Genomic DNA, 22,903 nt, shown 5'->3' with positions numbered 1-22,903 from the left:
AAAGAATAAAAAAGAGGCCTTCAAAACCTTAATACTACAAGGCTTTCTGAAGGCTTCCTTTATTCTGAAGTAAATACATATTGTAATATAACCCTTGCTTACTCAGTAACTCTTGATGTGTTCCTCTTTCTATAATTTCTCCATCATGCATAACAAAGATTTGGTCAGAATCTTGAATAGTAGATAAGCGATGTGCAATCGCAATTGTTGTTCTACCTTTTCGCATACGCTGCAACGCTGTTTGAATGGCCTCTTCCGTTTCTGTATCAATATTGGCCGTTGCTTCATCTAATACCAATACTTTCGGATTTGTCGCAATCGTTCTAGCAAACGCGATGAGTTGCCTTTGTCCACTTGAGAATGCCGCTCCCCTTTCTACTACTTCTGTATCATACTGTTCTGGTAACTTTTCAATAAACGTATTTGCTTGAACAAAACGTGCTGCTTCTTTTATTTCTTCATCCGTAATACTTTCATTATACATGCGAATGTTTTGTTTCACATTTCCGGCAAACAAGAAGGCATCTTGCAATACGAGCCCAATTCTCTTTCGAATTTCCTTCTCTTCAAACTTTTCTAAGTTTACACCGTCTATTAAAATATGACCCGCTTTAATATCATAAAACCGCATCAACAAGTTCATAATTGTACTTTTCCCACTTCCGGTATGCCCAACAAAAGCAACTGTTTGCCCAGGTTTTACATGAAAAGATACATTTTTTAAAACATCACGTTTTCCGTCGTATGAAAATGTAACATCTTTAAATTCAATTTCTCCTTCATGTACTTTCGGCTCTCCATTCCCTTGTTGAACAGGCGCTAAATCTTTTTCATCCATCAAATGAAAAACACGTGATGAAGAAACAAGTGCTTGTTGGAAGAAAGATAATTTCATCATCATTTCATTTACAGGTTGGAAAAAACGATGAATATAGTTAACAAAAGCATATAATACCCCAACTTCAACTGGACTATTCAAAGCGTCAATTCCAAATAATGCGAGCACCAATGCAATCGCCACAATATGAACAAGATCTGTTGCCGGTCGTAAAAACAATGCATCTAATTTTAACGTACGGCGCCCAGCACTGTAATGCTTATTATTCACTTCTTCAAATTCTTTTCGCATCCGTTTTTCTTGACGAAACACTTGCACAATGTTCATCCCTTGAATCGATTCATTAAGCCTTGCATTTAAAATACTTAATTGATTGCGAAGTTCTAAATAAAAAACAGAGCTTTTCCTTCGATACATGGTCATAATCGTCAACATAATTGGTATTAATAAAAGAGAAAACAATGTAAGTTTCACATTAAGTAAAAACATAGCCACTAAAATTCCAATTAAAAACACTACATTTTTTACAAATGTTGATAACACACTCACATAGAAATCTTTAATTGCTTCTGTATCATTTGTTATACGAGATACGAGAGTACCAATTGGTGTACGGTCAAAAAAGCTTAATGACAACCGTTGTACATGTTCATACACTTCCACTCGCATATCTTGCACAATTTTGAAAGCTATATTTTGGAAATATAATAAATTTAAATACGTAAATAAAACCTTTAATAAATGAGCAATCATATATACAACAAATAAGGTTACAAGTGCTGATTGTTCAAAGTTACGGGGAACTAAATGTTCATCAAGAAACTGTTTAATTAAAAACGGACCCATCATTTCTGTAACAGTTGCACCAACTAGAAATAGAAATGCTAGTGACAATAAGCCTTTATATGGTTTCATATAAGAAAGTAATCGCCATAAATCGCTTCTTTTTTTCTCAGCCATTATATGCCTCCCTTCTCAACTAACGCTTCTAACTGCTGGCTTTCATACATCTCTTTATACCAACCTTCTTGCCTCATTAGTTGTTCATGTGTACCACGCTCTACAATTTTTCCTTCATCAACAACAAGAATAAGATTTGCATGTTGAATGGCACTTAACCGATGTGCTGTAATAATCGTTGTTTTTTGCTCTCTTTCTCGTTTCAGCGCTGTTAAAATTGTTTCTTCTGTCTTTGCATCAACTGCTGATAAACAATCATCTAAAATTAAAATTTCAGCATTCGTTAGTAAAGCACGTGCAATAGAAATCCTTTGTTTTTGCCCACCTGATAAAGACACTCCTCGTTCCCCTACTACCGTATCGTATCCTTCTGGAAATTGAACAATATCATCATGAATACAAGCAATATCAGCAGCACATGCAATTTCTTTATATGTAGCATCAGCCTTTCCAAATGCAATATTTTCCCCTATACTTGCTGAAAATAGGAAATGGTCTTGAGGAACATACGAAATAGCAGATCGAACGCCATGCAGCGTCATATCACGAATATCTTTCCCACCAACTTGCAGCGATCCATTAAAATGATCATATTCCCTGATTAAACATTTTAACAATGTCGTTTTCCCTGCACCAGTGCGGCCAACAATACCTAATGTTTCACCCTTTTTCAGTGTGAAATGAATATCTTCTAAATGGAGAGTTTCATTTTTCTTATAGGAAAATGTATCAATTGCAAACGTTATATCACCGCTTGCCTCTTTATGTACCGCTCCATCTTTGTTCACAACATCTGAAGTTTGAGATAATATTTTTTCCACACGGTCATATGAAGCACGACCACGTTCCATAATATTAAACAGCCAACCAAATGCGAGCATCGGCCAAACAAGCGTCCCTAAATATGTTGTAAATGTAATTAACTCACCAACTGTCAGTTCTCCGCGAACAACTAATAGTGATCCATAGCACACAGCGATTAAGAATGAAAAACCGACAATAAGAGAAATTGTTGGATCAAATAATGAATCGATACGCGCAACTAACATATTTTTATGCACAACATCTTCTGACTTTTTTCGGAATGCTTGCAAATCTTCCTTTTCTTGACCAATTGAGCGAATCACCTTCATTCCACTCATACTTTCTTGTACTTTATCATTGATCTCAGAAAACGCTTGCTGTGCTTTATGAAAACGTCTGTGTAATAAAGTACCATAATAATTAGTTGAAATCGCTACAATCGGCATTGGGATTAAACTTAACAATGTTAACTTCCAACTAATCGTAAACCCCATAGCCACTAGCACGCATCCACCTACGGCTAACGAATCAACAAGCGTCAAAACGCCCGCTCCAGCTGTCTGTTGGATTGCTTGAATATCATTCGTTGCATGGGCCATTAAGTCCCCTGTACGATGTGATTGATAAAAAGATGGACTCATGTTTGTAAAATGTTCATATAATTTCTTTCGTAATTGGCGCGCGAGCTTTAAAGAAGACCCAAAAATCATAATACGCCATATGTAACGTAATATATACATTGTAATCCCGACAACTACTAAAAGAACAACCCATTGTAACAACTTTTCAGATGTTAGCGTTTGGTTATTAATTTGGTCTACAACAACTCCAATTACTTTTGGTGCAACAAGCTCAAGAAGTGCTACACCAAATAACAAAATAATTCCCGTTATGTACGCCCGTTTTTCTTGTTTAAAAAACCACGCTAAATTAAAAAATACCTTCATTATATCCCCCTCCCTTGAAATGAGCGATGTTTTCAGTTTATCAAAAATACAGAATTTTTAAAAGTTTTAAACACTAAAGTTTTCCAAAAGAAAAGGACACTCTTATCGAGTGCCCCCTTTAGCGCTTATTTCATTTGTTGTTTGTTCATTGCGCTCATCATTTGATTGATTTTCTTTTGGGATGGTTTTTGTCCCATTTGCATCATCATCATTTTTAACATTTGTTCATTGATTGGTGGATTTTTTTGTAAGTAATTCATCATATATTTGCGGGCGATGAAAAATCCTAACGCCACGCCTGCTACTAGTGCTAATACGCCCACTAGAACAACTACCCAAATTGACATATATTTTCCTCCTTCATGTTGTCTACCTTACAGTGTACTAAAACCTTTTCAATAAGACAAGATTGTATTCGACATTTTTTACACATATGTTCGTGCTTGTTTCAGAGGATTTAACCAACCATACTTTTTATTTTCATAATCCATTGCTAAAAATGTCAATTCGCATTTCCTGAGAACCTCAAAGAAAGTCGTTTCCATCGACACATTTCCGGATGTACTCATTTGAATATATTGTGATTTCACCGTTATTTCGCCGTATTCTGCCCCAGTATAAAGCATGTGCGTATGATGTGTTCTATTATACTTCCCAAAACTACGTAAAACCTGTTCTAATTTATGGTGAATTCTCATTACTTGTAATGGTGTCGTAATATACATCATCTGCTTATATAACACTTTCTTTTCCGAAAGGGAATCAGATTCTGAAAATCGAGCAAATAAATCGAAAAACAAATACTCCCGACCAAAGTATGCCTTCGCAACATCTTCTTGAATTAAATACAATTCATACGTTTTCATACTTTCCCTCCCGCTCTGGACAACCTTTTCTCTTCATTATATAGAAGAAAATATGCAATGATTGTCTGACTACGGAGAAAGAAAAAACTTTTTCTGTCGAATAAACTCATTTACATAGAAAAATCTCTCCATGCCGGAGAGATTTTTCACAAACCATTAAAGCATTTCTTTTACTTTACGAACAACATTTTCTACAGTGAATCCATACTCTTCCATGATCTTTTCACCAGGAGCAGAAGCACCGAATGTATCGATACCTAGTACATCTCCTTCAAGACCAACGTAACGGTGCCATCCGAAAGTCGCACCCATTTCAATTGCGAAACGTTTTGTTACTGCTTTTGGTAATACAGATTCTTTATATTCAGCAGATTGCGCTTCAAAGCGATCCATAGATGGCATGCTGACAACAGCTGCATCAACACCATCTTCTGCTAATGCTTTTTGCGCTTCAATCGCTAAGCTTACTTCAGAACCAGTTGCAAGTAAGATTACATCAGCAATTTCTTTCTTGCTTGCAGAAATTACATACGCTCCTTTTGCAACTTTTTCATAGGTATCGTCTTTTGCACCTTCTAATGTTGGAAGATCTTGACGAGTTAAAATTAATGCAGTTGGTGTGTTTGTAGACCCTAAAGCTAACTTCCAAGCTGCAACAGACTCGTTACCGTCAGCAGGACGAATAACAGATACATTTGGCATTGCACGAAGCGCCGCTAACTGCTCGACCGGTTCATGTGTTGGACCATCTTCACCAACAGCGATACTGTCATGTGTAAACACATATGTTACAGGCAATTGCATTAATGCTGCAAGACGGATTGCTGGACGTAAGTAATCAGAGAATACGAAGAACGTACCACCGTAAGTTTTTAAGCCGCCATGAAGTGCGATACCGTTCATTGCTGCACCCATCGCGAACTCACGTACACCGTACCAAATATTTTTACCGCTGTAGTCAGCTCTTGTAAAGTCTTTTTCGTTATTCATGTATGTTTTGTTAGAACCAGCAAGGTCTGCAGATCCACCAAAGAATGATGGTACCGCTTCTGCAATCGCGTTAATTACAGTACCTGAAGAAGAACGAGTTGCTGTTTTTGATCCTAATTCATAAGTTGGTAAGTTTTGATCCCAACCTTCTGGAAGAAGACCCTTCATCGCTGTTTGTAATTCATTTGCTAATTCTGGATATGTTTGTGCGTATTCACCAAGCATTGTGTTCCACTCAGCTTGAGCTGTTTCGCCAACATCTTGTACCGTTTTACGGAAGTTATCATATACTTCTTCTGATACATGGAAGTCTTGTTCAGCTGTCCAAGCATACGCTTCTTTTGTTAATTTTGTTTCGTCTACACCTAGTGGAGAACCGTGTGAAGCTGATTTTCCTGATTTGTTTGGAGAACCGAAACCGATTGTTGTTCTTACTTCGATTAGCGTTGGGCGTTTTTCGTCAGCTTTCGCTTCCTCAATTGCTTTCGCAATTGCTGCAACATCGTTTCCATCCTCAACACGGATTACTTGCCAACCATATGCTTTATAACGATCTTCTACACTTTCAGAGAATGAACGATTTAAATCACCATCTAATGAAATATCATTAGAATCGTATAATACAACAAGTCGACCTAATCCTAAGTGAGCAGCTAATGAAGATGCTTCAGCAGAAACGCCTTCCATTAAATCGCCATCACCGCAAATTGCGTATGTATAATGGTCAACTACATTGTATGCATCACGGTTATACTTCGCTGCTAAATGTCTCTCAGCCATTGCCATACCAACAGCTGTCGAAATACCTTGTCCAAGCGGACCAGTTGTTGCATCTACGCCTGCTGTGTGACCATACTCAGGATGTCCTGGAGTTTTGCTTCCCCATTGACGGAAATTCTTTAAATCATCCATTGTTACGTCGTAACCAGATAGATGAAGTAGGCTGTATAATAACATTGAACCATGGCCTGCAGATAATACGAAACGATCGCGGTTAAACCACGTTGGGTTATTTGGATTATGTTTCATAAATTGCGTCCATAATGTATAAGCCATTGGTGCTGCACCCATTGGCATTCCTGGGTGACCAGAGTTTGCTTTTTCAATCGCATCAATGGATAATGTGCGAATCGTGTTGATAGAAAGTTGTTCGATTGAATGTGACATGCTATTCTTCCCTTCGCTTATATTAGTAAACGTTTTACACATTTATATGATAGCTTCCCACGCAAGATTATACAACATGTATCGACAAATATGTTGATGTTTTTTCGAATTTGTTCAAAAAACATACTAAATTTCACAATGTATAGGGTTTCAATCTGCTATACTTTTTCATTATTCATTTATTGATAATAAAGGGAATTATCTGTATTTTCATACGTGGCTCATAAAAATCTTTAGCAAATATTCTCCACTCCTCTATTTACCATTTATTCACAACATATATAATAGAAATGAATATATATTAATTTTCGTCGTATATATCAAATAAAAACTGCGGGAGGAGAAATGATGAGTGAACAAGTGGTTTCCTACACCTTTTTAATTGTTTTTTCCCTTATTACAATTAGTTCTATTTACCTTTCAGTAAAATTAAAGTCACCTTATAAATACCTCCCAGGTGTTGTCATGCTTATTCTCTCCATTGGCACGTTCAGCATACTATATTTTGATCGAGGTATAATGATAACTAGTGAAGGATTAGGTTATTTATATAGTCTCATTGCAATCCTCTTGTTACTTATCGCCAGTATTTCTTTATTCATAGCAATTGCTATTTCTTTTATTTCAGCTTTATTTAGAAAAAATTAACATTTGTTATGTTTGAGCACTACGCTCGATAAAAAATTAAATCCCAAAATGCAAAAGGTGTCCTTCTCCCGCTTCCACTTTATAGAGTAGTCTAATTAAAGACTCTAACTCTGTACAAAGAATATCTCGATTAAAACTAAGGTGTTCATACTCTCCATCCGTATCACACTCTACCGTCCATTGAAATGAGCCTGTGAGTTCTATTTTTTCAGGTCCCAATGAAAAGAGATTGACTAATGAGCGAAATAGGTTGATCGCTATTTCTGCTCCCTCTTTCTCGATTTTTGTAATACCATAATAATGGATACCAAACCCTTTCTCTTTCTTAAAAGGATTATATGTTGGAATCCACTGTAAAAAATCTGACACATACAAAACAATTTCATCACTGAATATCACGCATTCTTCAACAACCGTTCCATCTTTATAAAAAAACTCCCTGTCATGCCAAGAAAAATCTTCAGAACTTAGCTCTCCTTTTTCATTTGAAACAAATACAAATTCATGTTGCAAAGCCATAGTATTCTCCTCCTTCTCCTGTCATCATACGATACTCCAAAAACATTTTCATTTTCTTCATTATATATTTTTATATTTTCTAAACATTTGACAAAAAATAAACCTAGATTATTTGTTATGATTTATCATAAGATAACAAAAAAAGAAGGTTGATAAGCTTGAATAAGAACAACATCGTTCATATAAACATTCTACTAACAAGCGATATACACGGTACGATTTATCCAATTCATTATCGAAATAACGAGCCAGCAGAAATAGGATTAGCCAAACTTGCAACACGTATCACCCAAGAGCGTAACCAACATGAACATGTAATTGTGATCGATAACGGCGATTTTATACAAGGAACTCCATTCACCTATTACTACGCTAAATATATACAGCATAAAAAGAACCCAATGTCACTTATCGCGAATTACATTGGATATGATGCGGCCGTTATCGGAAATCACGAATTCAACTATGGAATGGATGTATTAAACAAAGCTATATTAAACGCGAATATGCCTTATCTATCTGCAAATATTTTAAATAAACATACAAAAGATCCTTACTTTGGGACACCCTATATTATTAAACACATACATCCTAATATAAAAGTCGCTATCTTGGGAGTTACAACACATTACATCCCAAATTGGGAGCAGCCACCTCATATTAAAGATTTACTATTTGAAGATGCACTAGAAACAACCAAAAAATGGGTTTCTCTCATTCATAACCAAGAGCAGCCTGACTTATTAGTCGTAGCATATCATGGTGGCTTTGAAAGGGATTTACAATCTGGAGAACCAACAGAAATTTCAACCGGTGAGAATCAAGGATATGCGATGTGCCAAGAAATAGATGGTATTGATATATTACTAACAGGTCACCAACATCGCTCTATTGCAAATACGAAAGTAAATGGTGTAACCGTTGTACAACTCGGATCTAATGGCCATTCATTAGGAAAAGTTCGAGTAGAGTTAGAACAAAATAAAGATCGAAGGATAATTAAAAAGTGTCAATCGGAACTGTTATCTGTCAAAGACGTTCAAACAGACGAAAAAGCACTTTCACTTGTATCTGACTACGAAAATCAAACGCAACAATGGCTAGATCAACCAATCGGCACCATTATCGGTGACATGCAAATTCACACTGCGATGCAAACACGTTTACAAGACAATCCTTTTATTGAATTTATAAACAAAGTACAAATGGAGGTAGCTGGAGTCCATATTTCTTGTACAAGCCTATTTCATAATGAATCTTCTGGCTTTCCAAATCAAATTACAATGAGAGATATTGTATCAAATTATATTTATCCAAACACATTAAAGGTCATACGTATTACAGGAAAAGATATTAAAGATGCTCTTGAATTATCCGCTGAATATTTCACATTAAATAACGAAGAAGATATTATTGTAAACCCCGCTTACAATACGCCAAAACCACAGCATTACAATTACGATATGTGGGAAGGAGTTTCATACATATTAAACATTTCAAAACCAGTTGGTGAACGAATAGTTTCCTTACAATATGACGGATCTCCCATTCACTTTGATCAAGAATATGACGTAGTTATGAATAATTATCGTGCAAGTGGTGGCGGAAATTATTTTATGTACCAAAATAAACCCATCATAAAAGACATACCAATTGATATGTCTGAACTTATCGCAAATTACATATTAGAGCGGGGGACAATTGAAGCGACTACCAATCGTAATTGGAAAGTTACCAAATAAACCATTCTATTAAAATCAAAAAAGATGGGCTGCGCCCACCTCTTAATTTAACTTTGTATTATCTTGTTTTTTCAATGCTTTTAATTTCGTCGGTGTAATATCTTTACCTTCTTCGTTAACGACTTTAATGCCTTTTAATTCGTTTAACATATTTTGACGAAATCCTTTTAAATATTGTTCACGGAGCGATTGGCGCTCACGTTGTTCTTCTTCAGTTAATCCTTCAGCTTTCGCTTTTTTCGCTAAGAAGTTAATGCGTTCAATGAGTTCGTGACTTAGCATCTCGAATCCCCTTTCTACTTAAAACTGATTATTATCATACAATAGTTAGTCTTGTTTATCAAGCAATTGCTTCGTGTATTCCACGTATCTGCGATGTACTGTTGCTTTAGATACATCGTGTCCAAAACCTCGAAGCGTTGCTGCAATTTCCTCAAATGTTAATTCATTGCGACGCAGACGTACAATTTCTTCAATCGGCACTTCTTTCTTTTCACGTCCTGTGCTTAAATGTCGGTTTTTTAAGTTTTTTTCTGGACGAAACCCTCTTTCTACCGCTCTCTGCATTCCACGTTTAATCTTCAAATTATGAATCTTTCTCTGATACTCTTCAACTATACCAATAATATCTAGTACCATAGAATCCGAATCAGAAAGCTGTAATTCACCATTATGCGTATGTGTATATACTTTTATTCCTTCTTTATGTAAACAGTGCATTAAAGCAATTTTTGCATTCCCTCTTCCAAGCCGCGTTTCATCTTGAATGAGAAGCACATCGACCTGTTCATCTCGAATCATATCTAACACTTCTAATATACCGTCTCGTTCAATCGTATAGCCGCTTGCCTTCTCCTCAATCACCTTTATAACATTCATTTGATACCGCTCAGCTAAATGCAATAATTCATCTTTTTGGCGTGATAATGAAGTTTCCTGCGCTTCTTTCGTTGTGCTTACACGGGCATAAATGATTGCATTCATTTTAAAACCTTCTTCCTCATTTCAATTTTTCCTTTAGTGTATCACAAATCGTCCTTTTGTTCGAACTTATGTTTGTAGAATGTTTTTTTGCATGTTATACTTATAAGTAAGAAAATTGAAAGAAAACGAGGTGTAAAAAAACATGGAAAAGTTAACAAAACGCCAGCAAGACATTCTCGACTTCATTAAACTAAAAGTACAAGAAAAAGGTTATCCACCTTCCGTACGCGAAATCGGTCAAGCGGTTGGCCTTGCTTCTAGTTCTACGGTGCACGGACATTTATCACGTCTAGAAGAAAAAGGTTATATTCGACGTGATCCAACAAAACCAAGAGCTATTGAAATTTTAGGAGAAGTAAGAATCGAAACAGACACACAATCAGTTGTTCAAGTCCCAATTGTCGGAAAAGTTACAGCTGGTTTACCAATTACAGCAGTTGAAAGTGTAGAAGAACACTTCCCACTTCCTGCAAGCGTTGTTGCTGGAGCAGACCAGGTGTTTATGCTACGAATCTCTGGAGATAGTATGATCGAAGCTGGTATTCTGGATGGAGACTTAGTTGTTGTTCGCCAACAACATTCTGCATACAATGGAGAAATCGTTGTTGCTTTAACAGAAGATAATGAAGCAACTGTAAAACGTTTTTACAAAGAAAAAGATCATTTCCGCTTACAACCCGAAAACTCTTCTTTAGAGCCAATCATTTTAGATAAAGTCTCTGTTATTGGAAAAGTAATCGGGGTATATCGCGATTTACATTAAAAAATAGACCAGTTAAACTGGTCTATTTTTTAATTCGCTTCAATTGTCACGTCTCCTGCAGATGTTTGTCCGCTAATTTTTACGCTCCCATTCCCTACTACTACATTTCTTTCTTCCTCCTTGAAAACCTTAACTTCACCAGCAAATGTTTTCCCACTTACAGTCGCATCTTGAGGCTTTTCAAGTAGACGAATATCAACATCTCCTGCAGTCGAGCTTGCTTCCACATCATATTTAGAGTCATGATCAATAACGTCCACATCTCCACTTGTTGTTTTCGCAACAACTTTTCCACTTACTTTTTTCATTTTAATTCCGCCCGCTTTTGAAGATCCTTCTACTTTCTTCGCTGTCACCCGCTCTATTTCTACATCTCCACCAAGCGTTGCAGCTTCTATGCGTTCACTCTTCACATCATTTACTGTTATCTCACCAGCAGAAGAACTTACTTTTATGTCTTGATAAGCACGTTCTGGAACAACAATTGTTACCCCCGACGATTTAAACCCAAATGATAAAAATGAAAAATCTAATGAAATTCCTTTTTTTATCTTACCTTGAACTTTTAATATATCTCCTTTTTCATCAATACTTATTTTTTGCTTCGTAGTATTTCCTGATTGTTTTATATAAAAAGAAGAATCATTCCCTTTTTGAACTGTAACATCCTCAGCATCCAAATCAATTTCTAGATTTTTAATTACTTCATTTTTTATAACTCTTTCAGTTTCTCCCTTTTCCGCCGCATCTACTGTTTTTGAATATGTTTGCGATATACCAATAACACCAATAATGATACAAGCGACAGCTATTAATACTATCTTTTTCATCTCAGCTATTCCCCTCTAATCATTTTGAGATTCCAATTGACATAGCGCACACAAAATTTTTTAAACCATTTTGTACAGTAGTAAGCACCTATACATAACAATAATCCAACACCAACAAACGTAATAGAAACGAATACCTCAAGCCACAAAAAAGTACCAGTTAGGATTTTAATTACTACAAATAGTGGTGCCACAACGCTAGCAACTCCACCAACCCAAAGTGCAAATATAAAACTTATAATTGCGACTAAAGGACCTAATACAAGAATAAAATTTAATAAACTAAGACCAATTGCCGCCATTACAGCTCTTGTTATATTTGAAGCAGATGGATCCTTTTTCATCTCATCAAAACGATATAACGCTAACATCTCTTTCGCAATTGCTTTTGGCGAACCGAGTCCTTTTATAATTTCTACCTCTGTCTTCCCTTCCTCTAATCCAAACTGAAAATGCTCCTCATAATCGTATAAAATATCCTGTCTTTCTTCTTCTGATAACTTTCTAAGATGTCCTGATAGATCTCGAAGAAACTGTTCTTTGTTCATCTCATTACACCTCTTCAATAATTTCTTGTACCCCTCTAGCAAAGTCACGCCAATCCGTTACAAGTAAATGGAGTTGTTCTTCACCTTGATTTGTTAATTGATAATATTTACGCGGTGGCCCTTCTGTTGATTCTTTTAAATATGTTTGAAAATAGCCCTCTTTTGTTAATCGACGTAATAACGGATATACAGACCCTTCCGATATTAAAAATTTATTGGAGATTTGCTGAACGAGCTCATAACCGTAGCAATCTTTTCGTTTGACAAGTGCCAGTACACAAAGTTCTAGCACACCTTTTTTAAACTGGACGTTCAAAGATAATCCTCCTTTCCAATCAGTACCACTCAATGCAAGGTACTTACGTTATCCATAATATACCATCAACTATTGTTTATTGCAAGGTACCGTTTGTTGTCTATTTAATAAAATACCGTTTTCCACCTCTCTTTTCTTTATACCAAACAAATTAAAGAATCACGATTCCCCTTACCTAAACATGGAGAAATCGTGATAAATAATATCATACAATTCTATACACTAAATGGATTTATGTAATAATTCCAGCACATCTTTCATAACAAAGGGGGCATCTTTTTTTACACGCTCAGCAAACTCAGAAACTAGACGCAATGTTTTAATACTTTCAATCGGATGATCACCTGATGCACTTTCAGCAGAAAGCATAACAGCATTCGTTCCATCCAATACAGCTTGAAATACATCAGTCACCTCAGCTCTTGTAGGAATAGAATAATCCACCATGGATTGAAGCATTTGCGTTGCCGTAATCACATACGTATTTGTGCGATTACACTCATGAATCATCATTTTTTGTAAAAGCGGAATAAATTGGTACGGTAATTCTACGCCTAAATCGCCCCTGGCAATCATAATACCCTCCACTTCTTTACATATCTCCTGAAAATTCTCGATGGCCTCCATCGTTTCCACCTTAGCAATTAGATTTGGTGAAGTTTCATTTTTTAGGCGGATAAAGTTCCGGATTTCCTGTATATGAGAAGGTTTTCTAACAAATGAGCATGCAATAAAGTCAACATTCTCACTTAAAAGAAACTGAATATCTTTTTTATCCTTCTCTGTAATAGCTGGTAAGCTAACGATTGTACCTGGTAAATTCACCCCCTTATGAGAAGCTATATCGCCACCTACCTTTACTTTTGTTTCTATTTTATCCTCGCTTATCTTTTCAACCGTTAACTCAACTTGTCCATCATTAATAAGAATTCTATTTCCAACTTTCACGTCATTAATAATCCCTGGATAATCAACACTTGCTTCTTCTTTGTTTCCAGAAATAGAATGAATGTATAAAGTAAAAGTATCTCCTGCTTGAAGAGTAACTCCATTTTCTTCAATAACTCCCAATCTTATCTTGGGTCCTTGTAAATCCCCTAAAATTTTGATGGAATCATCTAAAGATTTTACCAATTGAATTATTTCCTTATGGCTTCCATGGGAACCATGCGATAAATTAAGGCGGATAATATTCATACCATTTCTTATTAACTGCGACAAAGTATCCTTATTATTACTCGCCGGTCCAATTGTACAAATTCGATCAATTGTCATATTTTCACCATCCTTTTTTATCTATAATTCCCATATAGAAAGAAAAAATAATATTTCTCATACATGGTTTGTAATGTAAGAGTAGAAAAGGCCGATAATTCCTTAGTACAAGAATTACCGACCTTTTCATGATGAAAATGACCTGAGTTGTTGCATGATAAAAAAGCGAACCATCAAATGGATTTTTTTAACAAATGAACACTCTAGTATGTATCCATCACGATAACAAAGCACTCATTCCATCGATTGCTGCATTTGTTTTTGTTTCAACCTTTCTTCCAACACATGAATCATAAATAAAAAATGCTCAGCTTCTCTTGTAACATGATCAGCTAGTAATGGATTAATTACATTTCGAATTTGGCATGTTTGAATAAGTTCCAATCCCGCCTTTTTGAAATTTCTCAATTCAACTGTGGCATTTTCACTATCTTTATTTAGCTTTCCGATTAAATCCTTCACCAAGAAAAAGTGCATATTCCTTCATAATCCGTAACCAAAATCGATTTTCAGTTAAAGAGCGTTCAATAAATAATTGTTCAGTTAATGATTCAGAAGGCGTAGCTTTCAATTCCGGTGGAAGCAGCATAGCCCGCTGTGTATCCATGACAAAGTGACCAGGAATAGATTGTTGTTGTCCATTATTCATTAAATCCCCCCTAGCGCCCCACGCCCATCAACTTAAGAATTCAGAATTACATCAAACCGAAAAAGAGTCCTAAATTAATAGGACTCTTTTTCGGTGATTTGAATGTAAACTTTTTATCATCAGTTTACATTCATTTCCCCTTAAACATTAACTTTATGCCGCCCCCCCCGATATCCCAAAATACATAACAAAAGTATATATTCAAAATACTGTAAATAAAGAGGTCAGTTGCAAGGAATACTCAATCATAGTACACCATAAATCACACTTAAACATATCGGAATCAATAAAGAAGGGAAAGATAATATACTTGATACATTTCAAATCTAGCAATATAAAACTAAAAGGGACTCTTACCTACGAGTCCCTTTTAGTTTTGATAATTAAACTCCACTAATTTGTATTAAGCCCTCATTCATTAACTATATAATTCACCTTCCTAATTCTTAATTATCAAGAAGATAAATCACAAGAAAAAGAAGCTAACAATTTATTGTTAGCTTCTTAACTCATGGAAAAAATGGTGTTTTTACCCACATCCTACTATCTAGATTGTGATTTAACGCTTGTAAGATGAGCATCAAACATATCAATTATTTCAAGAAATCTATCAGCTTCACGGAAAACATGGTCTGCTAATAGTGGATGAATGATACTCTTTATTTTACATTGCTCAATTAAATCACGTGCCGTTTTCTTAAAATCCCGAAGAGATGTGACTGACACACGATTTTGATCCAAAAATTGATCTAAAAGAGGAACTGTTTGAGATTGTGGTTTCATAGATTCTAAGTCAATTGCTTGATACATCAATTCATCAAAATCATTGCTAAAATTCCGGGCTATATCTACAAGCTTTCTTTCCGATGGATCAAGAAGATGACCAATAAATTTAGCATGGTCTGCCATAATCCTTAAAAAGAAAACATTTTCTTTAATAATAGCATCAGGAAGAGCATCCAATCTACCTTCATTTAATTCAATTAAGCGTTTTCTAAAATAATCAGCTTCCCTACTTGTATGGTCAACTAACAGTGGAAAATTATTTTGTCCTGGCAATTTACATGTGAGAATTAATCCTAGAATTTTTCGTTTAAATCCAAAAATATTAGTTGCAGCTTGTTGTACTTCTGAATTAAATCTCTTTATTTGCTCAGGATCTGTTTGATTTGTATAAGAATATGCAATTTGTTCGATGTGTTCAAACAATCGGTAAAATTGATTAGCCTCTTGGATTAATTGAGTATCCTCACATCTAAACCCCAATCGAAGAAATAGAGAATGCTCTTTCATGATTCTAGACCAAAAACGGATTTCATTTAATGATCGTTCAACAAACATTACAGACGTAACACCCGTATCAGGATGTAATGAGGTTTCATCCCTATTCATTCTCAATCCCCCCCAGTAAATACTACGCTAGTTCTATTCTTATGAATAAATATAGATAAAAATACCATCAATAAAAGTTCATTATGACTATAAAAATAAGATTATTTTTTCTATTCATCACAACATAAATAATGATAAATCTCGTATACATGTGGAAATTAACATAACCTATCATTATCGGTAGCCAAAAAAAGCTCACTCCTTGTCCATCAAGATAAACTTTATAAACTTATATGCTTAAAATCAGAATTAATACCTATTTGCGTACTATTGAGTATTAAGAATAATTAAGTAGTTTAAAGTAAATATTATTACTGTTATAAGTCAAAAGGAGGTCATTATCATGAACAAACAACGAGCACAAGAGATTGCATCTTCACCGGTTATGGCTAATGTAACCTATAATGGAGTTCCGATTTATATTCAAAATGTAGATAAAAATAATGAAACAGCTAGAATTTACCCCCTTAATGAGCCTCAAAATGAGCAGGAAATTCCTTTATCCAACTTAATAGAACATTAAACAAACAATAATTTTTAATCCAAACACTACTCAGAGTGATGTTTGTTAGGGACAGCTCATACAATTGCTTGTCCCTATTTTACAAATGAAATATTCAACCTCAAAATCTAAAATACTTCTGAATAATACGTTGAGATAAGTGTAATTTTATTGAACTTGTCAATTAGTTGTTAAATCCCATAGTTACTAGAATATTGTTAATCTATGTTTCTAGTGAAATATTTTTACACTGGAAACAAATTTCATGCACATAAGACTAGAGTCAAAACAAAATAATTTAAAAACGTAGAGTAGGATTTCCTTAAATGACATAGAAATTATATAAAGTGACAAAAAGGGGTAATTTCCTCAACAATACCAACCATTTCAAGCAAATTCCCTTCAATTTCCCCGTAGATTGGTTTTTTCTTGCAACAAAAATCTAAAAGCAAATTTTATTTTACACGAAACATAATTTTCACAATAAATTGAATCAACTATAAAAAATGAAATTGGGAGGAGTACGATGACGCAACTCGATTCTTTGCACCCAATTGTAGAAAAGATAATCAATAACATTGAAAAAGTGATTGTCGGAAAGCGAAAGGAAATCATTCTTACCTTAGCGGCTCTCTTAACCGAAGGCCATGTACTATTAGAAGATGTACCAGGTGTCGGGAAAACAATGATGGTACAAGCCCTTGCAAAATCCATCGATGCAAATTTCAAACGGATTCAATTTACTCCTGATTTACTGCCATCAGATGTAACAGGTGTTTCTATTTATAATCCGAAAGAATATCAATTTGAATTTATGGCAGGACCTATTATGGGAAATATCGTGCTAGCTGATGAAATTAACCGTACATCACCAAAAACGCAGTCAGCCTTGCTTGAAAGTATGGAGGAAGGCAATTTAACAGTAGATGGTATAACAAGACCTTTACCAAAGCCATTTTTTGTAATAGCTACACAAAATCCAATTGAGTATGAAGGAACGTATCCTTTACCAGAGGCTCAGCTCGACCGTTTCTTACTAAAGCTAAAAATGGGCTATCCCACACCGGAAGAAGAATTTGAAATTTTAAATCGGACAGAAAAAACAAAGCCTATCTCTCATTTACAAGCCGTTATTACAATAGAAGAATTACTACACTTACAACAAAACGTACGGGCAATATATACAGACAAGGCCATCAAACACTACATCGTAAAAATCGTTAATCAAACCCGATCTTATAATTCCGTACAGCTAGGGGCTAGCCCCCGTGGCTCCATTGCTTTGATGAAAGCTGCACAAGCTTATGCGCTCATAAATGGCAGGGATTTTGTCATTCCAGATGATGTTAAATGTTTAGCTCCATATGTTTTAGCTCATAGACTCATTTTAAAAATAGAGACGAAATTTGAAGGGATAACACCAGAAAGCGTTATCATAAAAATTATCGCCCGGACTCCAGTACCGGCTCAAAAGGCGAAAAACTCCTAATGAAACAGCTACTACGAAATGGTCGTCACGCCGGGAAGCTATCGTTGCTTGCTTTATTCATCGCTTTAACATTTGTATACACCATGTTACAAGGAGAATTTGTAAGCTGGTTTCTATTTTACACCTTTAGTCCTTTCGGTCTTTACTCATTATTGTTACCCTTTTGTGCCTTGTGGAACGCCGAGGTGAAACGCATAACAAATCAAAAGGAGTTTACAGCAGGACAGCAGTTCTTATGCACTATTACAATAAAACGAAAAATCCCCTTCCCCTTGCTTTATTTAATTGTAGAAGAAGTGCTACCCATGGAGTTCAAAACTCGCAAACAATCAAAAAATGCAAAAGTGTTATTATTTCCAGGATTCAAGCGAAACATTTCATATCAATATGTAATCGACGCAATCCCAAGAGGAGAACACACCTTTTCGAGTGTGCGTGTAAAAACTGGTGATGTATTCGGGATTATCGAAAAAGAGACAATCTTTTCAGTTCCCAATAGATTTTTAGTTTATCCCCACTATGTAGACATAACTTATAGACAATTAGAAAACGATTTCGAACAAGGAACACTCTCATCAAATGTGAATGTAGCAAGAGATGCAACAGTCTCATCTGGTGTCAGAGACTATAAACCTGGTGACCGTTTTTCATGGATCGATTGGAAGGCAACTGCTCGAAAAAACAAGATTATGACGAAAGAGTTTGAACAACAACGAAGTCATGATGCCGTGATTTTCATGGACAGAACCCCCTCTCCCCTGTTCGAATTGGTTGTTACGTTTACAGCTTCTCTCGTGAGGTCTATCCTAAAACAAGATTCACAAGCATCATTTATATCCGCCGGAAAAGAACAAACCGTTCTTCCTTTACGTCATGGTGAGACACAATTACAACAAATTTTTCACCATTTAGCAAAAGTACAAGCAGACAATATGTTTCCGCTCTCTCAAACTGTAGAAATAGAGTTAAAGAAAATCTATCAACCAGTAACATTCATACTTGTAACAAGTAATCTTTCTCCCGATATTCAAAAAGTTGCTGACAGTATATCACTGAAAAGCAGTAAGCTAATGATATTTGTCGTCAAGGAAAAAGTACATCAATTCTCAAAATTGGAACTAAGCCTACTCGAAACGCTAAGAAAACAAAAAGTATTCGTGAAAGCAGTTTATGAGAATCATTATACAAATGTATTTTTTGAGGTGAACAAATGACCATATTACCTTCAAATAATAAATGGGATATCAGTAGTTTCCTAATGCATTTATTTGGTTTTCTCATTTTATTAGAATGGTTGCGACCACTTATAGAAATTACAGACATGGTGAGATTGAACCTCTTTACAGGATTTATAGGAATTTGCTTCATTCTCTCTTTTTTTCAAACGCGATTCCAAATTTCGATAAAGATTGTAGTCATCTTATTTATGATTCATTCGGTAGATTATAAGGGACCTTTTATTCATCCTGCTTGGTTGGTAGAATTCTTATCTGATTTTTTTCACAATATCCGCCTTCTCTTTCAAGCAAATTGGTGGGATCTTTCCAAATCTTTTCAGACCTTTTTATTTTTTTTAGTTCTTTGGTTTTCGTGCTTCCTCACCCTTTATTGGCTGATTCACCAAAAACGCGGACTCTTATTTCTTACGTTAACCGTTATTTATATTACAATTTTTGATATATTCGGCTTATATGACATGAACAAGGCGATTATTCGTACAATTATAACGGGTCTTTTCATGCTCAGCCTTCTCCAGATTGAACGTATAAAAACGTTCGAGAACTTACAAAAGCATACCAAATCCACACCGCAATTGCTCATCCCAATTGCGGTATCTATTATATTTACGATAACTATTGGATATTTCGCTCCCAAACCCGGTCCTCAATTATCCAATATTGATACTTTCTTCAGATTCGATACACCTTCAGCAAATAAAGAGACAACAATCAACAAAGTCGGTTACGGTATGGATGACTCTCAATTAGGCGGTCCTTTTAAATGGGACGACACAGTTGTTTTCACAGCGCAAATGCAAAATAGTCAATATTGGAGAGTTGAAACAAAAGACTTTTATACCGGAAAGGGTTGGGAAATTTCTGATAACCCGAAAAAAATTTCTTTTAAGAATAAAAACAACGTATTGAGTTGGTATGAACAAAATACAAAAACGGAAACTGCCGAAGCAATTATCACCATGCAAAAAGACTCACCTCACCTTATTTATCCCGCGGGATTAGTATCGGTTGAAGCTGCTTCAGATGTATCATTCCGTGCAGATCCCTTTTCGGAAAAAATCGATATGATGAAAGAAGGCTCTTCTACTACCTTAAATAAATATAAGGTGACTTATAAGACTCCTCATTTTTCTATCGAAAACTTAAAAGCTGTAAAAGCGGCTGAGGGTCTAGAGGCAAGCTCTTATTTCATAGAAAAATATACTCAATTACCGGACTCATTACCAAAGAGGGTAAAAGACTTAGCGATAAATCTTACAAAAGATAAAAACAATCGATACGATCAAGTATTAGCTGTTGAAAGCTACTTCGCAAATAATTCTTTTGTATATGAAACAGAACATGTTAAGGTTCCTGGAAAGGATCAAGATTATGCAGATCAATTTATATTTGATACAAAAAGTGGATACTGCAATAATTTTTCCACGTCTATGATTGTTTTACTTCGCTCTATTGGGATTCCGGCACGCTGGGTAAAGGGCTATACCGGGGGCACTCTTGAAAACAAAGTAACGAATTCAGATTATGAGAACATTTACACAATCGATAATAACAATGCACACTCTTGGGTTGAAGTATATTTTCCAGGATACGGATGGGTCCCGTTCGAACCAACAAAGGGTTTCAGCAATCCATATAACTTTACACATGACGCTTCTGCTCCAACTGCCACTTCACCAAATAGCGAAACTACGATACCTAGCAACGAACAAACTCCACAGCGAAATGCAGAAACAAAACAAAAAAATTTAATAGAAGATACCGAAGTCCTCTCTAACGGAAAGATTATGGATTCCAAAAAAGGATTTTCATGGGGATACTTGTTCCTTTGTATCATATCAATTAGCATAACTGGCTATGCCCTCTTTACTACTAGAATAAAGTGGTTCGCATTTTTTATCATTCTCTCCTATAAATACCGAAAAGGAGATGATGTTTATGCAAAAGCTTATGATGCACTTTTAAAACAACTGGAAAGAACCGGCATCTCACGCAACGAAAGCCAAACATTGAGAGAATATGCAATCCATGTAGATAACCTTTACAATTCGACTGATATGCAAAAACTCACTCTTAGTTATGAAAATGTTATTTATCAAAACCATCCTGCTACATCGGAATGGAGAAGGTTCATACAATTATGGGAAAAACTCATGAAAAAAGCATCCTCTCCACCCAAGTCGAATGAATTTGATACGTTCATTTGATTGAGTAAGGCGATTTCTATAATTAGAACAAAACCTTTTATTAATTTATCAGATTTGTAATCATAGTAGTCTCATGATCATGTGTTTTAGATAGTCCTTACGAATAATTAGATTCCTACTTCAAATTTAATTCAACTTTGAAATCCTTGATATCAGTAGTATCAAGAATTTCAGTTCTTAGTAAAAATAATCAATATTCTCAATACATTTACAGACACACAAAAGCGCGGTTCCTGATTACTCAGAAACCGCGTCACATTAATGTTTATTGCGTTTTATTTTTAAAATATTAATAAAGAGACATATATTTATCGCGTTCCCATTGGTGAACTTGCGTGCGGAACAAAAATCAATAAATATTTGTATCTATTAAGCTATGCATAAATGTCGTAGTACCAATGTTTAACGACAATTGTTTGTATATTGACTTTCGATAATATTCGTTTGTCTTTTGTAAATAAATATGGTCATTAAGCGGCCGACAAAACACAGCCTGCTTTTGCGGGCTTTTCTTCTCTATTTTCTTATTACGGATAAACTTTGATATGACAAGAAAGATATGTGGGCGAATTGTGGGTAAAAAACACCTAGCAAAAGTTTGCTTAAATTTGGCATTATGTTGCTTTTTTGTTTCCACAAAGGAGACAAATATTAATGAAGAAACTTGTGGACCTCGGCATGATCCGCCAGGTATCTATGAAAAGTAATTCTGATATGATGCAAACTGCTAATGCTATAGTAATTCGACCTATTGTGGAAGAAGTGTCCGACAAGGAACCTACTAAAAGTCCTACAAAGTGTCCTACCATTAAAACACCCCCTGTTTCCTTAAAACAAAATATAAAAGATATAAACAAACGTAATAGTAATGAGAATAGTAATACTACTGAAGAGAATATTAAACAAGCTGCTTTGTTGCTCACTGGGTTCCAGAACGTTTCGTTTCTTTAACTAGCTCTTTTTATTCTGAATCAAAAACAATTCAAGAACTGTGGAAGGTTGTAAGACAGTGTAATAGAGTTGTTAATTACACAACAGGTGATAAAGCATTTACTAAAGACCAGGAGCTTACTATTGGCTTAAAAGCTATTAAAGAGTTTGTTATGAAAGTGAAGTCTGGAATAAAAATGAAGTATGGTAAATTTGCTTATTTCAATGGGATTGTAAATAACTTAATGGACAAGTTCTACTTCTATAAAGAGTTTATGGGAGTATAAAAAAGCTCCCAA

20 protein-coding genes and 3 pseudogenes are annotated in these 22,903 nt (G+C 35.3%); 9 read left to right on the top strand and 14 right to left on the bottom strand.

All coding sequences use genetic code 11. The features are described from left to right. Window positions 1–34 precede the first annotated feature (34 nt). The 5 genes from BPMYX0001_RS14975 to tkt all read right to left on the bottom strand — a co-directional run bounded on the left by BPMYX0001_RS14975 (window position 35) and on the right by tkt (window position 6,572). On the bottom strand, window positions 35–1,798 hold the full coding sequence (locus BPMYX0001_RS14975) for an ABC transporter ATP-binding protein (protein ID WP_006095603.1): 1,764 nt from the start codon (window positions 1,796–1,798) through the stop codon (window positions 35–37). Then, window positions 1,798–3,549 carry an ABC transporter transmembrane domain-containing protein gene (locus BPMYX0001_RS14970; protein ID WP_003207989.1) on the bottom strand — a complete coding sequence of 584 codons (1,752 nt, stop codon included), beginning with the start codon at window positions 3,547–3,549 and terminating at the stop codon, window positions 1,798–1,800. Before BPMYX0001_RS14970 ends, BPMYX0001_RS14975 begins: the two co-directional genes overlap by 1 nt. A gap of 125 nt (window positions 3,550–3,674) precedes the next feature. Next, the gene (locus BPMYX0001_RS14965; RefSeq protein WP_003199214.1) at window positions 3,675–3,896 is read right to left on the bottom strand and encodes a YneF family protein; all 222 of its coding nucleotides are present in this window, start codon (window positions 3,894–3,896) and stop codon (window positions 3,675–3,677) included. Window positions 3,897–3,974: 78 nt separating this feature from the next. After that, on the bottom strand, window positions 3,975–4,415 hold the full coding sequence (gene sirA / locus BPMYX0001_RS14960; RefSeq protein WP_003199216.1) for a sporulation inhibitor of replication protein SirA: 441 nt from the start codon (window positions 4,413–4,415) through the stop codon (window positions 3,975–3,977). 156 nt (window positions 4,416–4,571) lie between these two features. Further along, complete coding sequence (tkt, locus tag BPMYX0001_RS14955) at window positions 4,572–6,572, bottom strand: transketolase (protein ID WP_006095602.1); 2,001 nt, start codon at window positions 6,570–6,572, stop codon at window positions 4,572–4,574. A gap of 348 nt (window positions 6,573–6,920) precedes the next feature. Here tkt and BPMYX0001_RS14950 point away from each other — a divergent pair, with 348 nt between their 5' ends. Beyond that, complete coding sequence (locus BPMYX0001_RS14950; protein WP_018781452.1) at window positions 6,921–7,220, top strand: hypothetical protein; 300 nt, start codon at window positions 6,921–6,923, stop codon at window positions 7,218–7,220. A gap of 36 nt (window positions 7,221–7,256) precedes the next feature. On the opposite strand, the gene BPMYX0001_RS14945 is transcribed toward BPMYX0001_RS14950, so the two are convergent. After that, on the bottom strand, window positions 7,257–7,739 hold the full coding sequence (locus tag BPMYX0001_RS14945; protein WP_006095601.1) for a hypothetical protein: 483 nt from the start codon (window positions 7,737–7,739) through the stop codon (window positions 7,257–7,259). Window positions 7,740–7,897: 158 nt separating this feature from the next. On the opposite strand from BPMYX0001_RS14945, the gene BPMYX0001_RS14940 reads away from it, so the two are divergent. Next, a complete protein-coding gene (locus tag BPMYX0001_RS14940) occupies window positions 7,898–9,481 on the top strand; it encodes a bifunctional metallophosphatase/5'-nucleotidase (protein WP_006095600.1) in 1,584 nt (527 codons plus the stop codon). 42 nt (window positions 9,482–9,523) lie between these two features. Here the strand turns inward: BPMYX0001_RS14940 and BPMYX0001_RS14935 are convergent, their stop codons facing one another. Both BPMYX0001_RS14935 and BPMYX0001_RS14930 read right to left on the bottom strand, forming a co-directional pair. Continuing rightward, window positions 9,524–9,763 carry a DUF896 domain-containing protein gene (locus BPMYX0001_RS14935; RefSeq protein WP_003199228.1) on the bottom strand — a complete coding sequence of 80 codons (240 nt, stop codon included), beginning with the start codon at window positions 9,761–9,763 and terminating at the stop codon, window positions 9,524–9,526. A gap of 45 nt (window positions 9,764–9,808) precedes the next feature. Beyond that, window positions 9,809–10,465 carry a YneB family resolvase-like protein gene (locus BPMYX0001_RS14930; protein ID WP_003199230.1) on the bottom strand — a complete coding sequence of 219 codons (657 nt, stop codon included), beginning with the start codon at window positions 10,463–10,465 and terminating at the stop codon, window positions 9,809–9,811. A gap of 142 nt (window positions 10,466–10,607) precedes the next feature. On the opposite strand from BPMYX0001_RS14930, the gene lexA reads away from it, so the two are divergent. Then, entirely contained in the window at window positions 10,608–11,228 is a 621-nt protein-coding gene (lexA, locus tag BPMYX0001_RS14925; protein WP_003199232.1) for a transcriptional repressor LexA, read from the top strand. Between the two features lie 29 nt (window positions 11,229–11,257). On the opposite strand, the gene BPMYX0001_RS14920 is transcribed toward lexA, so the two are convergent. The 5 genes and pseudogenes from BPMYX0001_RS14920 to BPMYX0001_RS30950 all read right to left on the bottom strand — a co-directional run bounded on the left by BPMYX0001_RS14920 (window position 11,258) and on the right by BPMYX0001_RS30950 (window position 14,846). Next, window positions 11,258–12,058, bottom strand: a complete 801-nt coding sequence (locus BPMYX0001_RS14920) for a DUF4097 family beta strand repeat-containing protein (RefSeq protein WP_006095599.1) — start codon at window positions 12,056–12,058, stop codon at window positions 11,258–11,260. Between the two features lie 5 nt (window positions 12,059–12,063). Next, a complete protein-coding gene (locus BPMYX0001_RS14915; RefSeq protein WP_003208004.1) occupies window positions 12,064–12,606 on the bottom strand; it encodes a DUF1700 domain-containing protein in 543 nt (180 codons plus the stop codon). Window positions 12,607–12,610: 4 nt separating this feature from the next. Then, a complete protein-coding gene (locus BPMYX0001_RS14910; RefSeq protein ID WP_003199239.1) occupies window positions 12,611–12,922 on the bottom strand; it encodes a PadR family transcriptional regulator in 312 nt (103 codons plus the stop codon). A 222-nt stretch (window positions 12,923–13,144) separates the two neighbouring features. Further along, window positions 13,145–14,197 (bottom strand): pyruvate kinase, encoded by a 1,053-nt coding sequence (locus BPMYX0001_RS14905; RefSeq protein ID WP_006095597.1) that lies wholly within the window; start codon window positions 14,195–14,197, stop codon window positions 13,145–13,147. 234 nt (window positions 14,198–14,431) lie between these two features. Then, a pseudogene (locus BPMYX0001_RS30950) lies at window positions 14,432–14,846 on the bottom strand (DUF2935 domain-containing protein). 228 nt (window positions 14,847–15,074) lie between these two features. Here BPMYX0001_RS30950 and BPMYX0001_RS32385 point away from each other — a divergent pair. Then, window positions 15,075–15,176: pseudogene (locus BPMYX0001_RS32385) on the top strand (tyrosine-type recombinase/integrase); the annotation flags it as partial. 213 nt (window positions 15,177–15,389) lie between these two features. Here BPMYX0001_RS32385 and BPMYX0001_RS14890 read toward each other — a convergent pair. Beyond that, on the bottom strand, window positions 15,390–16,238 hold the full coding sequence (locus BPMYX0001_RS14890; RefSeq protein WP_003199253.1) for a DUF2935 domain-containing protein: 849 nt from the start codon (window positions 16,236–16,238) through the stop codon (window positions 15,390–15,392). A 343-nt stretch (window positions 16,239–16,581) separates the two neighbouring features. Here BPMYX0001_RS14890 and BPMYX0001_RS14885 point away from each other — a divergent pair, with 343 nt between their 5' ends. From BPMYX0001_RS14885 to BPMYX0001_RS29530, 5 genes and pseudogenes are all read left to right on the top strand, one after another. Further along, entirely contained in the window at window positions 16,582–16,761 is a 180-nt protein-coding gene (locus tag BPMYX0001_RS14885; protein ID WP_006095595.1) for a small acid-soluble spore protein H, read from the top strand. 505 nt (window positions 16,762–17,266) lie between these two features. Next, entirely contained in the window at window positions 17,267–18,229 is a 963-nt protein-coding gene (locus BPMYX0001_RS14880) for an AAA family ATPase (RefSeq protein ID WP_003199256.1), read from the top strand. Continuing rightward, entirely contained in the window at window positions 18,229–19,443 is a 1,215-nt protein-coding gene (locus BPMYX0001_RS14875) for a DUF58 domain-containing protein (RefSeq protein WP_006095593.1), read from the top strand. The genes BPMYX0001_RS14880 and BPMYX0001_RS14875 overlap by 1 nt, the downstream gene beginning before the upstream one ends. Next, window positions 19,440–21,674, top strand: coding sequence for a DUF4129 domain-containing transglutaminase family protein (locus tag BPMYX0001_RS14870; RefSeq protein ID WP_033799035.1), 2,235 nt, complete (start codon window positions 19,440–19,442; stop codon window positions 21,672–21,674). Before BPMYX0001_RS14875 ends, BPMYX0001_RS14870 begins: the two co-directional genes overlap by 4 nt. A 645-nt stretch (window positions 21,675–22,319) precedes the next feature. Next, window positions 22,320–22,891, top strand: a pseudogene (locus tag BPMYX0001_RS29530) (helix-turn-helix domain-containing protein); the annotation flags it as partial. Window positions 22,892–22,903 lie beyond the last annotated feature (12 nt).

The organism is Bacillus pseudomycoides DSM 12442 (assembly GCF_000161455.1).
GTDB lineage: Bacteria > Bacillota > Bacilli > Bacillales > Bacillaceae_G > Bacillus_A > Bacillus_A pseudomycoides.
Note: the sequence above shows the minus strand (reverse complement) of the source record. Positions and strands in the feature narration are given on the sequence as shown.

Bases quoted from the DNA above. Each gene is read 5' to 3' on its own strand.
- BPMYX0001_RS14975 (WP_006095603.1), bottom strand. From the start codon at position 1,798: ATGGCTGAGAAAAAAAGAAGCGATTTATGGCGATTACTTTCTTATATG.
- BPMYX0001_RS14970 (WP_003207989.1), bottom strand. From the start codon at position 3,549: ATGAAGGTATTTTTTAATTTAGCGTGGTTTTTTAAACAAGAAAAACGG.
- BPMYX0001_RS14965 (WP_003199214.1), bottom strand. From the start codon at position 3,896: ATGTCAATTTGGGTAGTTGTTCTAGTGGGCGTATTAGCACTAGTAGCA.
- sirA (WP_003199216.1), bottom strand. From the start codon at position 4,415: ATGAAAACGTATGAATTGTATTTAATTCAAGAAGATGTTGCGAAGGCA.
- tkt (WP_006095602.1), bottom strand. From the start codon at position 6,572: ATGTCACATTCAATCGAACAACTTTCTATCAACACGATTCGCACATTA.
- BPMYX0001_RS14950 (WP_018781452.1), top strand. From the start codon at position 6,921: ATGAGTGAACAAGTGGTTTCCTACACCTTTTTAATTGTTTTTTCCCTT.
- BPMYX0001_RS14945 (WP_006095601.1), bottom strand. From the start codon at position 7,739: ATGGCTTTGCAACATGAATTTGTATTTGTTTCAAATGAAAAAGGAGAG.
- BPMYX0001_RS14935 (WP_003199228.1), bottom strand. From the start codon at position 9,763: ATGCTAAGTCACGAACTCATTGAACGCATTAACTTCTTAGCGAAAAAA.
- BPMYX0001_RS14930 (WP_003199230.1), bottom strand. From the start codon at position 10,465: ATGAATGCAATCATTTATGCCCGTGTAAGCACAACGAAAGAAGCGCAG.
- lexA (WP_003199232.1), top strand. From the start codon at position 10,608: ATGGAAAAGTTAACAAAACGCCAGCAAGACATTCTCGACTTCATTAAA.
- BPMYX0001_RS14920 (WP_006095599.1), bottom strand. From the start codon at position 12,058: ATGAAAAAGATAGTATTAATAGCTGTCGCTTGTATCATTATTGGTGTT.
- BPMYX0001_RS14915 (WP_003208004.1), bottom strand. From the start codon at position 12,606: ATGAACAAAGAACAGTTTCTTCGAGATCTATCAGGACATCTTAGAAAG.
- BPMYX0001_RS14905 (WP_006095597.1), bottom strand. From the start codon at position 14,197: ATGACAATTGATCGAATTTGTACAATTGGACCGGCGAGTAATAATAAG.
- BPMYX0001_RS14890 (WP_003199253.1), bottom strand. From the start codon at position 16,238: ATGAATAGGGATGAAACCTCATTACATCCTGATACGGGTGTTACGTCT.
- BPMYX0001_RS14885 (WP_006095595.1), top strand. From the start codon at position 16,582: ATGAACAAACAACGAGCACAAGAGATTGCATCTTCACCGGTTATGGCT.
- BPMYX0001_RS14880 (WP_003199256.1), top strand. From the start codon at position 17,267: ATGACGCAACTCGATTCTTTGCACCCAATTGTAGAAAAGATAATCAAT.
- BPMYX0001_RS14875 (WP_006095593.1), top strand. From the start codon at position 18,229: ATGAAACAGCTACTACGAAATGGTCGTCACGCCGGGAAGCTATCGTTG.
- BPMYX0001_RS14870 (WP_033799035.1), top strand. From the start codon at position 19,440: ATGACCATATTACCTTCAAATAATAAATGGGATATCAGTAGTTTCCTA.